Annotated in this window: 15 protein-coding genes; 2 read left to right on the top strand and 13 right to left on the bottom strand. The window is 38.5% G+C overall.

All coding sequences use genetic code 11. The features are described 5' to 3' along the window. Positions 1-8 precede the first annotated feature (8 nt). The 6 genes from ES017_RS11790 to ES017_RS11765 form a co-directional block, all read right to left on the bottom strand. Positions 9-1,199, bottom strand: coding sequence for an MFS transporter (locus ES017_RS11790; RefSeq protein ID WP_171335103.1), 1,191 nt, complete (start codon positions 1,197-1,199; stop codon positions 9-11). 97 nt (positions 1,200-1,296) lie between these two features. After that, entirely contained in the window at positions 1,297-2,568 is a 1,272-nt protein-coding gene (locus ES017_RS11785) for a TRAP transporter large permease (protein ID WP_171335102.1), read from the bottom strand. Continuing rightward, complete coding sequence (locus ES017_RS11780) at positions 2,565-3,086, bottom strand: TRAP transporter small permease (protein ID WP_171335101.1); 522 nt, start codon at positions 3,084-3,086, stop codon at positions 2,565-2,567. The genes ES017_RS11785 and ES017_RS11780 overlap by 4 nt, the downstream gene beginning before the upstream one ends. 56 nt (positions 3,087-3,142) lie before the next feature. Then, positions 3,143-4,180: a TRAP transporter substrate-binding protein gene (locus tag ES017_RS11775; protein WP_171335100.1), complete on the bottom strand. Its 1,038-nt coding sequence runs from the start codon at positions 4,178-4,180 to the stop codon at positions 3,143-3,145. 80 nt (positions 4,181-4,260) lie between these two features. Beyond that, positions 4,261-4,938 (bottom strand): response regulator, encoded by a 678-nt coding sequence (locus tag ES017_RS11770; RefSeq protein WP_042895450.1) that lies wholly within the window; start codon positions 4,936-4,938, stop codon positions 4,261-4,263. Beyond that, positions 4,935-6,527: an ATP-binding protein gene (locus tag ES017_RS11765; protein WP_171335099.1), complete on the bottom strand. Its 1,593-nt coding sequence runs from the start codon at positions 6,525-6,527 to the stop codon at positions 4,935-4,937. The genes ES017_RS11770 and ES017_RS11765 overlap by 4 nt, the downstream gene beginning before the upstream one ends. Before the next feature lie 74 nt (positions 6,528-6,601). On the opposite strand from ES017_RS11765, the gene ES017_RS11760 reads away from it, so the two are divergent. Next, a complete protein-coding gene (locus ES017_RS11760; RefSeq protein ID WP_171335098.1) occupies positions 6,602-7,657 on the top strand; it encodes a DctP family TRAP transporter solute-binding subunit in 1,056 nt (351 codons plus the stop codon). Positions 7,658-7,685: 28 nt separating this feature from the next. Here ES017_RS11760 and ES017_RS11755 read toward each other — a convergent pair whose 3' ends face one another. The 7 genes from ES017_RS11755 to ES017_RS11725 all read right to left on the bottom strand — a co-directional run bounded on the left by ES017_RS11755 (position 7,686) and on the right by ES017_RS11725 (position 14,110). Then, positions 7,686-7,982: a rhodanese-like domain-containing protein gene (locus ES017_RS11755; protein WP_021094141.1), complete on the bottom strand. Its 297-nt coding sequence runs from the start codon at positions 7,980-7,982 to the stop codon at positions 7,686-7,688. Positions 7,983-7,993: 11 nt separating this feature from the next. Continuing rightward, on the bottom strand, positions 7,994-9,634 hold the full coding sequence (gene cdr / locus ES017_RS11750) for a CoA-disulfide reductase (RefSeq protein WP_171335142.1): 1,641 nt from the start codon (positions 9,632-9,634) through the stop codon (positions 7,994-7,996). Positions 9,635-9,706: 72 nt separating this feature from the next. Continuing rightward, positions 9,707-10,060, bottom strand: coding sequence for a rhodanese-like domain-containing protein (locus tag ES017_RS11745; protein ID WP_009361363.1), 354 nt, complete (start codon positions 10,058-10,060; stop codon positions 9,707-9,709). A 67-nt stretch (positions 10,061-10,127) separates the two neighbouring features. Then, positions 10,128-11,279 carry a toxic anion resistance protein gene (locus ES017_RS11740; RefSeq protein WP_009361364.1) on the bottom strand — a complete coding sequence of 384 codons (1,152 nt, stop codon included), beginning with the start codon at positions 11,277-11,279 and terminating at the stop codon, positions 10,128-10,130. Then, on the bottom strand, positions 11,263-11,922 hold the full coding sequence (locus ES017_RS11735) for a 5-bromo-4-chloroindolyl phosphate hydrolysis family protein (RefSeq protein ID WP_171335097.1): 660 nt from the start codon (positions 11,920-11,922) through the stop codon (positions 11,263-11,265). The genes ES017_RS11740 and ES017_RS11735 overlap by 17 nt, the downstream gene beginning before the upstream one ends. Positions 11,923-12,060: 138 nt before the next feature. Next, positions 12,061-12,687: a PEGA domain-containing protein gene (locus ES017_RS11730; protein WP_009361366.1), complete on the bottom strand. Its 627-nt coding sequence runs from the start codon at positions 12,685-12,687 to the stop codon at positions 12,061-12,063. 181 nt (positions 12,688-12,868) lie between these two features. Further along, a complete protein-coding gene (locus ES017_RS11725; RefSeq protein ID WP_171335096.1) occupies positions 12,869-14,110 on the bottom strand; it encodes an MDR family MFS transporter in 1,242 nt (413 codons plus the stop codon). 125 nt (positions 14,111-14,235) lie between these two features. Between ES017_RS11725 and ES017_RS16130 the strand changes: the two genes are divergently transcribed. Beyond that, positions 14,236-14,364, top strand: coding sequence for a hypothetical protein (locus ES017_RS16130; protein ID WP_021094148.1), 129 nt, complete (start codon positions 14,236-14,238; stop codon positions 14,362-14,364). The last annotated feature ends 1 nt before the right edge of the window (position 14,365 follow it).

The raw sequence follows: 14,365 nt of genomic DNA, 5'->3' as shown, positions 1-14,365 counted from the left end.
GAAGGTATTTATGCTCCTTCGCTTTTTAACTCTTCTTTTTTACGAAACATTGTGTACATCATTAACAAAAGTGATAAAGATCCAAACAAAACGACCATATTCTCTAATCCAATTGTATCTAACAAAAATCCAGAAGCTAACAATACAATTTGGAACGTCACGCGATCAAACATATTTTTAAATGAAAAAAATCGCCCGTGGTATCGCTTTGGAACATTTGTTTGAAAAATGGTCGCAATCATTGGAAAAAAGCAACCGACGGATATGCCGAACAATCCAAATGAAGCGAGTGAAACCCATGTTATATGAGCAAAATGTAGAGATAGCTGTGCAAAGGCAATGAAACATGTTAATGCGTACATCCATTTTATATACGTTTTTTCATGAGCAGCATATTTAATGAAAAATGCCCCGAACAAAAATCCGATTCCTTCAATGGTGTATAGCCATCCTTTAATTGACGGGTCATGTTGCAATTCACTAATATTGATGACCATTAAATTAAACCCGCCAGTAAACAGCTGCGGCACAATCGTTAAAACAACCGCCATATAAACGATAGGGAGTTGACGAATGATTGGAAATATGTCTGTAAATCGCTCTCTTTCCTTTGTATTGTGTTTTGTTTCACGCCTTTCTTCTTTTATATCAATAAAAAACGTAAGCGAAAATAGTAAAACATATGCAATCATCGCCCCAATATATAACGTTTGTAAACTCGTAATCATCAGTAGCGCACCACCGAAGGCAGTACCAGCAATGCGTGAAAGTGCAGAAATGTTCATATGCATTCCATTGACGGTCATCAATTGCTTCTCATCCGTTACGGCAAGTGGAATAATGGCTTGCAGCGTTGGAAAATAAAAAGCTGCCGCCATTTGAATCGAGATCATAAAACAAATCATAAGAAAAATAGATTCATATTTTAAAGCGAATAACATAAAAAGGACGCTCCCTACACGACCGATTCCAGCGTATAGAAGAATATGTTTTTTGTTATATGTATCAATCCATTTCCCCGCTATTGGACTAACAATCACACCGGCAAGCAAACCAGAAAATAAAATAAGCGACTTCACAAAGTCGGAAGGAATATGTTTCTGCATAAATTCTAAATTCCCAATGATTCCAAGCCATAAGCCAATTCCCGCAATAAACTCCCCTATGAAAATAAGCATAATATTTTTATTTTTCCACATACGTATTCCCCTTCATTTATATCTTACTTCCAATACATGTCTTTCATTTTACAATAAATCATCGAAAAAGAAAAACCTCTCCATCTTTAGAGAGGTTTTAACGAATAAGAAATGTCGACAAATCTTCCCAAACAATAATTAAAACGAGTTGGATAAGCATAATGAGTAAAAACGGTACAATGGCGCGAATCACTTTTTCGAGAGGCTCTTTCGCAATACCGCTCACAACGAACAGGTTTAAGCCAACAGGTGGCGTAATCATCGCAATTTCTAAGTTTACCGTCATAATAATCGCAAAATGATATACGTTAATGCCAAGACTCTCAAGTACAGGCAAGAAAATTGGTAGCGTAATTAAAATGATCGCAATTGCCTCTAAAAATGTGCCAAGCACAAAGAACAGCAAATTTACGAGTAAAATAAATATCCATTTGTTAAATTCATGCTCAATAATCCATTGTGCAATCATTTGCGGTACTTGAGCTAACGTTAAATACTGTTTAAATAAAATAGCAGATGCAATAATCATAAAAATCATTGAGCTAATGTGAACCGTCTCACGTAAAATGGGGCGCCAGTCTCCCCACTTTAATTCGCGATAAATGAGGAGCGAAACGATCACTGCATATGCGCTAGCAATTACAGAAGATTCTGTTGGTGTGGCCATCCCTGTATAAATTGAACCAAGAATTAAAATCGGCATGAGAGCACCAGGCATTGCCTTCCATGTCAAAATCCATCTTTCCGACCATGTCGCCTTTTTTCCACGCCCAAATCCATTTTTTCTGGCGTATACAATCGCTGACACGATAATAATCGCTGTCAAACAAAGGCCTGGGATAATTCCTGCCATAAATAATTTATTAATCGTAGCTTTATTTTCTGCAACATATCCATACATGATTAGCGGAATGCTAGGTGGTATTAAAATTCCAAGTGTTCCAGCTGCTGCAACAAGTCCCATGGCATATTTTTTACTATACCCAGCTTGTACCATAGCTGGTATCATGATTGAACCAATTGCTGCTGCAGTAGCGGGACTAGAGCCAGAAATAGCCGCAAAAATCGCGCATGCTAATACAGTCACTACTGCCATTCCTCCAGGTAAATGACCAACCCATGCACGCAATCCATCAATCAAATATTTAGAAATACCTCCCCGAGCTAAAATAATACCCGCAAATACAAATCCTGGAATAGCCATTAGGGATGTATGATTGAGTGCCGAAAAAATTTCGACAACCGCACTTTCGTAATGAAAATTAAGAAAAGGCAAAAATAGAAGGGCAGACAAAGCCAAAGAAAACGCGACAGGGACACGTAGCAACATTAATATTACGAATACAGCAAATAAGCCTACAGTCATCATACTTGTTCCACACCTTTATGCTCATAATCAGATTCAGGCAATCCTTTCGCCACACGAACGAGACGAATGATAAAACGAAGCACCATCAACACTCCCATTAATGGCATGACCATATATACTTTCCATAACTCTACTCCTTCACCAATTGAAACAATTCCCATTCGATAAGCACTAAACTCATCTAAAAAAATACCTTTTATACCGTAAACAACAAGAAATAATGCGAAAATGAGCCCAACGATATTAGCAAATATATCAACAGCTTTTTTTACTCGCTCTGAAAGCAAGCGATAAAACATATCGATACGAATATGATGATTGTCTCGCAATGCGACAACTGCTCCAATCATCGTTCCCCACACAATCATATAACCCGCGTACTCCTCTACAAAACTTAAAGGTGAGTTGAACACATAACGCATAACAACACCTATTAAAATAAGAAATAGTCCTCCAACAATAAATAGACCAGCAATCCAATCTTCTAGCGCTTCAATAATATGCTTCAACTTTTGCACACTCGCTTCCTCCCCTGATAGAAACAACCTGGAAAACTCCAGGTTGTTCCATTCATTTATTCGTTTGCTTTTTTCGCTAATTCGATCAAATCTTGACCGATACTATCTGCGAATTTTTCATAGACAGGTTGCATAGCCTTTTGGAACTCTTCAATATCTTCTTTCGTCAACTCGTATACTTCCATTCCACTTGCTTTTAGCTTTTCATATGACTCTTTGTTTAACTCTTCAGACCATTTCCGCTGTTGTTCAGTCACTTCTACAATAACTTCTTCTAACGTTTTATGAACGTCTTCAGGAAGGCTATCCCAAAACTTTGTATTTGTTAATAAAAGGTAATCTAAACACCCGTGTCCCGATACTGTTAAATATTTTTGTACTTCGGCATATCCTTGCGTATCGATGTTGTTAAACGTATTTTCTTGTCCATCGACAGTACCTTGTTGTAAAGCAACATATACTTCGGAAAATCCCATTGGTACTGCAGATGCACCTAACGCAGCAAATTGCTCATCAAGCACTTTTCCCGTTTGTGTACGGAACTTGAGTCCTTTAAAGTCTTCTGGCTTTTTCAATGGACGCTTAGAGTTAGTAAAGTGCTTATCCCCATTTGCCCACATCGCTAAAACTTTAATATTATATTTTTCTAGTTTTTTCGATAAAATTTGGCCACCTTCTCCATCCCAAAATTTATATACCGCTTCATCACTTGTGAACAAAAATGGCATATCAACAATTTGGAAAGCTGGGTCATAGCTGACAAGCTTTGTTGTTGATGGTGCGATTAACTGTACAGTGTTTCGCGGCAATTCTTGAATCGCTTTATCATCATCAAACAATTGACTCGATGGATACACTTCTACTTTTACTTTTCCCTTTGTTCTCTCTTCGACTAGTTGTTTAAATAAATCAGCCGCTTTTCCTTTTGGGCTATCTGGTGCTGTAACATGTGAAAACTTAATCACAATCGGCTCACTTGACGCTTCCTCTTTTTTCTTTTCTGTCGTGTTTGTGCTCGTCGATTGCGAATTGCTACAAGCAAACAATCCTCCAACAAGCAAGATGAGCATAAACAAAAAGCCCATTTTCTTCATGAAAAATTCCCCCCTATCAATGATTACGACTTAAATGATATCGCTTTCATTTAAAGGAGGGAATATTTTGAACATATTGATCATTTTGTTCTTTTTGGTCTTCGATAGCGATGAATCGGACGACCTATTGTCCCATACTGTACTTCTTTTTCTACTTCACCGATGTTCTCTAAATATTCTAAATAACGTCTTGCTGTGACTCGGGCGATGCCGATAGCTTCTGCTACTTCGTCTGCCGAATGGGCATCCGTCGCTTGAAGCATATATTGTTCAATTTGTCGAAGCGTTGCCTCATTTAATCCTTTCGGTAAACTAATTTGTTGCTTTTGAGTATGCCTGTACATCCACTCATCAATTTTTTGTTGTGTTACCTGCTTATCATTTAACGTTTTTCGTAATAATTGATATCGTTCAATCGCTTGTTTTAAGCGCTCAAACTGAAATGGTTTAATGATGTAGTCTACTACCCCATTGCGCAACATCGTTTGAATAGTTTCTGCATCACTTGCTGCTGATACAATAATGACGTCGACTTGATATCCTCGTTCCCGAAATAAACGAATGGTTTGTATCCCGTCCATTTTCGGCATATATACATCAAGCAAAATTAAATCCGGCCGCAACTTCTCCAACTTTTCTAACGCATCTTCTCCGTTTGCTGCTGTTCCTACGACTGAAACTCCTTCCACTTGGGCAACAAATTTTTTATTAATTTGTTGTACCATCGGATCATCTTCTACAAGTAATATGCGAATCACAATTTTTCCCCCTTGTTTCTTGAAAATGAAATCACGATCGTGGTTCCAATTTGCCACGATGTTTCGATCTTCATATCCCCATCACTCTTCTTTAAAATATTGTAAATAAGATGCATGCCAATTCCTTGATGACTCCCATCCTTTGTTGTATATCCATAATCAAATATGCGCTTCTTTTCCTCTTCTTTCATTCCTATTCCATTATCTTCAATGACAATTGTCCACCCGTCTTCTTGTTCTCCTATCCATAGCTCAACAAATTTTTCTTCTCTCTCCGTTGCCAAACATGCATCAAAGGCATTTTCTATTAAGTTACCAAGCAAAATGACAAAATCGTGCCGATCTAATCGCGGCGGAAACGATAACAACATGCTTGAGCGGTCAATGATAAACGATACACCGATTTCTTTCGCCCGTGACACTTTGCTCAAAAGTAACCCAGCTACACTTTCATCACGAATACGTGTGCGTAAAAAATACATCAGTGACTCTTGTTCCTCTTTCTCTTCAAACACATAAGCGAGCGCTTCACTTGTTTTACCAAGCTGAATTAATCCTGCAATCGTATGTAACTTATTCATATACTCATGATTTTGCACGCGGAGTGCCTCTATAAAAGCACGTACACCCGTTAACTCTTCAGCCATTTTCGCCACTTCTGTTCGATCTTGGAAAATTGCAACTGCACCAACAACATCACCATTTACTTCAATCGGAATACGATTACTTACAATTAAGCGGTTACCGACAATAATTTCTTGGTGATATACAGCTTTTTTGGAATATAGTACTTCTGGCAAGCGTGTATCGGGAATAACTTCACGAATACACATCCCAATGACCTCTCCGTCTACTCCCATCATTTGCTTGGCTTTTTCATTAAAGATTGTAATTCTTTCTTTTTTATCAATTGCAATAACCCCTTCATACATGGCATGGAACGTAGCTGTTCGTTCTACAAGCAAACGTGTCAGTTCATGTGGTTCTAGCTCAAACATTTCTTTTTTTAAGTGATTCGCGAGTAAGAATGAACCAACAACGCCACAACTGATTGTAATGATTAATGTCCAAATAATTTCCCTTTTAAAATCTTTTAATGATTCCTTTATAGATGGCAACAAATGACCGACGACAACGACCCCTACTTGTTGGTGGCTTTCATTCATAATCGGGGTAAATGCACGAACAGAAATACCTAGATCCCCTCTCGCCTTTGACGTATATGTGTGTTCTGTAAATGCCTCAATCTCATCCTCACCATAAGAAATTGTGCCAAGCTTCTCATAAGAGGGATGAGCATAGCGAACACGTTCCATGTTCATGACAACGATGTAGTTCGCATGATAAATCGTTCGGATGTTTTCAACAATCGGTTGAATCGTTTGCCATCCTTCTTTGCGTTGTACATGTTTCTTTACTTCAGGGATTTGTGCCACCGTTCGAGCGATCAAAAGAGATCGTTCTCTAAGAGACTGTTCTTTTAATTGAATAACGTGACTAATGACAATAGCACTTCCAACCGCAATACTAACGAGAACAATGACCATAGATAACATTAAAATTTTCCATCTGACCGATATCTTTTTCATGAATTGTTCATCCATTCGAAATTTTCTTGTATAATGTATAATTAATTATACAAACACAATGCACGGTGATAAAGATGAAGAATGTAAAATGGGGCATTTTCTCAATCGTTATAATTATCTCTTGGTTTTACTGGCTCATCCCTTCGTTTTCATCAATGACTTCTCTTCCATATGACGACGAACAAGAAGGGCTTCAAGACCAACTTACCATTCGTTTTAGTCATGTTGTCGCAGAACATACCCCAAAAGGATTAGCGGCACAAAAGTTTGCTACACTCGTGGCTGAAAAATCAAACGGAAAAATAAAAGTTGAAATTTATGCGAATGCAACATTGTTTACAGATGAAGAAGAAATAGAAGCATTAAAACAAGGAAAAGTAGAAATGATTGCACCGGCCTATTCAAAATTAACAACTCTTATTCCAGAATGGCAAGTACTCGATTTACCGTTTGCATTTCCAAATAACGAAGCTGTTGAAGAAGCGCTTAAAGGGAAAATTGGTCATATTTTGTTTTCAAAACTACAATCTTTTCACATTAAAGGATTGGCGTTTTGGGAGAATGGCTTCAAGCAAGTAACAAACAGCGTACGTCCGATTGTACAGCCAAACGATTTTCATGGGTTACGATTTCGTACAATGCCAAGTGAGGTCATCCAAGAACAATTTCGCTTGCTCGGTGCAATCCCAAAAGTAGCCCCTTTTCATGACACATTTCGTGAATTGTATTATAAGCAAGTTGATGGACAAGAAAATACAATTTCCAACATTTATTCAAAAAGATTTTATGAAGTGCAACCATATATGACAATTAGCAATCATGGGTATCTTGGATATGTTGTGCTAATGAATGAATCTTTTTGGAATAATTTAACACAAAACCAACAACAAATCATTATTGAAGCATTGAACGAAACAACAGACTGGATGAAAACTCACGCAAAAATTATTAACGAAAAGCAACTCAACGAAATTATTCACTCAAAACGCATGAACATTCATTGGCTCACTGACAAACAAAAGAAAGAGTGGCTTAATCATCTTCAACCACTTTATGATCGTACTCGTCCTCAAATTGGAGAGCAGTTGATGAAAGAAGTGTTGCGCATTCAACAAAAATATTTGCAATAAAAAATAAGACTGGCACATCGCCAGTCTTTTATTCCACTTCTCCTTCCCAACTCATCATGCCGCCGACCATGTTTTTTACATGGAAACCGCGTTCTGCTAGCCATTCGCACGCTAATGCACTTCGACCACCGGAATGGCAAACGACGATGTACGTTTTGTCCGGATCAAGTTCGTTTAAGCGAGCAAACAGCTGACCGAGCGGAATATGGCGTGCGTTCGGAATTTTTCCTGCCGCTACTTCGTGTGCTTCACGAACGTCTAGCACTTCAACATTTGTTTCATGGCGCAATACGTCCGCTTGTGTTGGTAAAATATTTTCAAACATGTCAATCCCCCTTATTTTACACTTGAATACAGTTTATACCCGCCGTCTAAATTTTTTGCTTGAAAACCATGTTCTTGTAAAATGCGCGTGGCTAAATATCCGCGTAAACCAACTTGACATGTGACATAAATCGTTTGATCTTTCGGTAATTCATGAAGACGGTCACGCAAATCATCAAGTGGGATGTTGATGCTTCCTGGAATTGCTCCTCTTGTCTCTAATTCTTTCGGTGTGCGAACGTCAATGAGCACCCCGCCGTTAGCGACAATGTCATCAATTTCATGCCATTGTACTGTTTCAACCATGCCATCTAGCACGTTTGACGCTACATATCCAGCCATATTGACTGGATCTTTCGCTGATGAAAATGGAGGCGCATAGGCTAATTCTAAATCAGGCAAATCGTATACAGTTAATCCACCTTTTATCGCCGTTGCAATGACATCAATGCGCTTGTCGACTCCATCTTGTCCAACCGCTTGTGCTCCATAAATTCGACCTTGACGATCGAAAATTAACTTTAATGTCATTTGCGTTGCACCTGGATAATAGCTTGCATGGCTCATTGGATGAACGTGAACGACTTCGTAATCAACACCGTGATGTTTTAATATTTTTTCGTTCAATCCTGTTGCCGCTACTGTCATATGAAAAATTTTAGCAATCGACGTACCGAGCGTTCCGTTGTACTTTACATCGCGACCGTTAATGTAGTCGGCGACTAGTCGACCTTGACGGTTCGCTGGCCATGCAAGCGGAATAAACGTTTCAAATCCGTGAATAAAGCTTTTTACTTCAATTGCATCACCGATTGCAAAAATATTTGGATCAGACGTTTGTAAATGTTCATTTACTTTAATGGCACCACGAAAACCAAGTTCCAATCCTGCTTCTTTCGCCAACTGACTTTCCGGCTGAACACCAATGGCTAAAATGATCATATCTGTTTCGATCGTACGACCGCTTTTTAATACGACGCGTCGACCTTCGTTTTCAAACGATTGCACACCGTCTTCTAAAATTAAATCGACACCGTGTTCTTTCATATGTGTATGCACAATTGCTGCCATCTCGTAATCAATCGGTGCCATCACTTGATTTGCCATTTCTACAAGCGTCACATGTACACCGCGCTCTGTCAAATTTTCAGCCATTTCTACACCAATAAATCCCCCACCGATGACGACAGCACGTTTCGGTTTTTCGTTATCAACAAACGATCGAATACGGTCTGTATCCGGTACATTGCGCAACGTAAAAAGTGCTTTTGCCTCATCAATTCCCGGAATTGGTGGTACGATCGGCTTGGCACCTGGCGACAAAATAAGAACATCATACGGTTGTTCATACTGTTCATTTGTTCGTAAATTGGTGACAGTGACCGTTTTCCGTTCACGATTAATGCTTGTGACTTCACTTAAATTGCGCACATCAATGCGAAATCGTTTGGACATGCCATCAACCGTCTGTACAAGTAGCTTGCTTCGCTCTTGAATGACATCCCCAATATAGTACGGAAGCCCACAGTTTGCAAATGAAATATATTCACCTCGTTCAAACATAATGATTTCATCTTTTTCGCTTAACCGACGCAAACGTGCTGCGGCAGAAGCTCCTCCAGCTACACCGCCAACAATAACAATTTTTCTCATCATCTATCCCCTCCATATACAAGTACGTGTAACCGTATTATACCAAACAATCATTTCATAAAGTTTGAACAGTTAGTGACATTTTACCATCTTTAACGCATTTGCATGCTCATGTTCTTTTATATAATATCCTTGTACAGAAAAATGATAGCGTCTAAGCAATCGAATCGCGACATTTTTCTCTAAATGGCTTTTTGCAATAATGATCACTTGACGATTTGGAATGGCTTGATAATGACGTTTTAAGTACGCAACCGGAATCCGGAGCGCTCCATTTATCTCATCTTTCTCATTGTAGTCACGCACATCAAGCAACGTCACATGTTCATATGATGATAAAGATGTCAACTCTTTGACACCACGAACAGGTACATAACGATAATACAAAGCATGTAGTACGAACAAAACAATGACTGTATAAATCATATTGTCTTACCTCCCTTACACATCATACCCTAACAGGTATATAAAATCAATAAAAAAAGAGCTGATTTTATTCAGCCCTTTTTAACGTAAGTAGTCGTTGTTTTAATTGTTCTTCCATGTCAATAAGCTCTTGCTCTACTCGCTGACGCTTCATGCGACCTTCTTGTTGAATTTTTAACGTTTCTTCGAGTGTTTCTAATAAATTTTCTTGCGTCTTCTTTAACGTTTCGATGCTGACAAGCCCTTCTTCATTTTCTTTTGCCGCTTCAATTGTATTCATTTTTAACATTTCTGAGTTGCGCAACAACAGCTCATTCGTCGTTTTTGTTACCGCTTTTTGAGCTTCTACCGCTTTCTTTTGTCGAAGGAGTGTTAGTGCGATAACAAGCTGATTTTTCCAAAGCGGAATGGCTGTCAAAATGGACGATTGAATGCGCTCGACTAACGTTTGATTGACATGTTGAATGAGCCGAATTTGTGGTGCCGTTTGAATCGTAATTTGCCGACTTAATTTTAAATCATGAATGCGTTTTTCAAGTCGGTCAGCAAATTGAATCATATCATTTACTTCTTGCACATCCATTTGATTTTGTGACTGTAACGCTTTTTTCTCTAGCTCTGGAATCGTTTTTGTTCGCAGTTGTTCGAGCTTCAACTCAGCTGCGGCGATGTAAATGTTTAAGGCATCAAAGTACTCTTTATTTTTTTCATACAATGTTTCTAACATCATGATGTCACGAAATAACATTTGGCGATGTTTTTCAAGTTGATCAGCAATCCGATCAATGTCGACACCTAATTTTTGATATTTAGATAAAATATGTTGCACAGACTGTGTGACAGATTGAAACATGCGCGCGAAAAAGCTTTTTTTGTTCATTGCAAAATCTTCAACGTTTACTTCTTTCATTTTTGTCATTAGCTCTTGAATCACTTCTCCAACAGGTCCAGCATCTTTTTTCTGCACATGGTTTAAAATCGAATGTGAAAAGCGTGACAGCTCCGCTTGTGCTGCTACTCCATATTGTAAAATAGCTTGATGATTGCGGGGATCAATTTGTTCTGCAAGTGCTAACGCTTTTTGACGATGTTCTTCTTTTAATTGGTCAATGAACCGCGAAGATGATGGCTTGTCCGTTACTTCTGTCACTTCACCAAATGGATTAGCAAGCAACGAATCGATCGAACTTGTCCAAAGCATTTCATCGTTTTTGCTCATGCTTTTTCTCCTCCGTTATTGTTATTGTATGTTTTATTGGTAAAGAAAGGGGATCATCTGATGCAATCGTATGTTTCACAAGTTTTACTTCCGTCTTTAAATCAAACAAATCTTCTTCAAGCATGTCCAACAGTTCGTTTTCTGCTTTCGTTAGCACAAGGCTAAGCGCTTCCTCTGCTTCATGAATTGCTTGACGAATCTCCTCACTTTTTACGGGTTGTTTGGTTAAATAAATATATTTATCAATAATTGTAACAATGGAGTCCAATGTTGTGTTAAAAAACGGTTGCGCGACAGCGAGACGATCCGGTTGTTTTTCGACAATTTCAATTATTTTTTGACAGATGGAGTACAAACGGGAAAGTTTAGAAAACATCGCAACTGAACGAATTCTCCACAAACTTTTTCCGATTTTCCGAACCTTTTTTTTCGCATCTTTCAATCGCTCATCCTTAAAATCATATAATAGATTTTTCTTTTCTTTTTTCTTCATATACAGTGAATACATCACCCCTATGCTTGCACCGATCAAAAATGAAATAAAAAACGGCAAACGAAATGCAAGCAACGAAATGAGAGCACTAAATAATCCCACGTTCCATGACACAAACCATCGCCATATCGTTCGAATGAATCGTTTCATCGTTTTCCTCCAATCGTCTATGATCCTTTATTTTACTATGATTTTTTACTAAATGGAAACGCTGACTGTATTACGTACGAGCGAGAAGATATGTTTCAATTGTTCATAAAAAAAGACGCAACGTATCGCTGCATCCTTTTAATTGAAATCAAGACGGATCATCCGAATGCGTTCACCGCCGAAAAGTGATATTGTTTCCGTTCGTTCGTGTTCATCAGTAGCGATCTTCACTTCGTATAAGCCAGGAACATATGTCCCGACTTTCGTTAGCGGCACATTCGTTTCTCCAACATAATCGTTGTTAATAAAAATACGCGCCCCTTTCTCATTCGTTTGTACATAGACGTGATATAACGCGGGCTCAAATTTGTATGTTCCTTGCGACAATTTCATTAAAAAAATCGGCGGAGTTGACGTTAATCCTTTTATGTAAACTCGATCATCTTTTTGCCGCTCTAACTCTTTCCTTATTCGGTCATAGCCTTCTGGGTGTTGGCGCAAATACGCAAAAAGCGGTGAGAGCGACTTATGATTTAATGGTACATCAATAAATTGACGCAACGTATGTACATCTTCTTGACGCAACGCGATGATGAATTGCTCGATTACTTTTTGCTCATTCGTCTCTCGTTTCACCATTCCCCATGCCCCGACGACACACGCGCTTACAACGAATAATAAACACACAAAAACAAATTGTCGTTTTCGTTTTCGTCGTTCGCTTCGTGTCATCGCTTCTTTTTGTAATCCCCCTTGTTCATTCACACGTATTTCCCCTCTTTTTCTCATATTTACATCATCATATGTATGAGAAGAAAAGGGAAAATATGAGAAAAAGAAGAGGCTACACACCATATATGTACATCACGGTGTGCGCCTTGTCAACGACAACGTCACTGCTTCCCAATACGCCCATTTTTTCTTTTTTGTAAACCATCCAGAATAATCATGCTTGTTCTTCCTCCATCGCTCGAAACATGATCGCATACAGCCAAGCACTACATACGGCAAGTAACGTTAAGATAAAAAACGTCCAATGATACGCAAACGGCAACGTCAAAGCGAGTGGTGCCATCATGCGCCCAAGCGTAAAACGTAAGCCCGCTGCAGCAAAATATTGTCCGCGCATATGCTCAGGTGCTAATTTAGCAACAAACGTTTGTTGTAAGCCGACTGTCATCAGTTCTGCTAGCGTAAATAAAGCAATTAAAAAGACCATCATCCATAGCGATGTGGTTTGACCAAAAAGAAAAATGGCGATTCCGTAAAAGAGTGAAGAAAAGACAAACACCCATTTTTCTTTATAGTTTTCCATCCACTTCGTCACAGCTACCGTAAATAAAGCGACAAGCAATCCGTTTTCAGCAATTAGGACACTAAACGCTTTCTCCCCGCTCAACGAAAGTGACCATGAACCAACAGAAAATAATGTTTGTTTTGAAACAACTTCCTTTATGTAAACAGGAAGTAAAATGTCGAGTTGCATAAACGTTTGTGCCACAAGAATACCAGCAACAATAAATAAAAGGAACGTCCGATCTTTTGCAATGAGACGATAATTGTTTAATTGCTCAACAAAAAACATATACCACGTCCCTGTTGTTTTTCTCCATATCGGTGCTGTTTCCTCTAAATAAATGGAAAGAACAATCGCGACGATAGCACAAAACGTTCCCGCGATTAAAAATAGGAAAAAACGATGCTCAGGATAAAATATGCCACCAAGCAATGGACCGATCACAACCATTACGTTATTGACCGTATAAAATACAGCAAATACACTACTTTGGTCTTTTTCCGAAACAACATCAGCCACCATCGCTTGGCTAGCAGGCCAATAAAGTGAACCGCATACCCCTACGAGAGCAAAACAAATAAAACCCATCAATGGTGATGAAAATAGCGGAGAATTGACCAATGCAAATAACAAAAAAGCAAGCGCTTGTCCACAAGCAGCAAACACCATCATTTTTTTTCTTCCGAATCGATCAGCCAAATACCCGCCAAGCAAATTAGCAATCACGGAAAATAATTGCGAAATAACAAGTAATATACCTGTTTTTTCTTTACCAAACATCTCTGAAAAATAAATAGCGATAAAAGGAAATATCATCCAAAATGTAACCCCGACCAATGACTCTCCAATTAAACGAATGCGTAAATTCCGATCCCAATCTCGTATTCGCACCGTACCCCCCCTTTCAAACAACTATTTTTTTATTATACCATTTTCTTATAAACATTTTGCTTATAAAAAGAAGTTGACAAAATGACAGAAAAATAAGAAAATAAATTCAAAAGGAAGTGAGCACAGTGAAAATAGTGAAAAATATTATTGTCTCTTATGCGACGGTTGTGACAATTATTGCATTACTTCCTGCTTTTCTTATTACAAATGATGTAAGCATTGTGGATACGTTTCTTTCCTCAATAAAAGATTAAT

This window comes from Anoxybacillus sp. EFIL, assembly GCF_013096955.1.
Lineage (GTDB): Bacteria > Bacillota > Bacilli > Bacillales > Anoxybacillaceae > Anoxybacillus > Anoxybacillus ayderensis.
The sequence above is the reverse complement of the archived record's forward strand: the minus strand, read 5'-3'. Positions and strand labels throughout refer to the sequence as shown.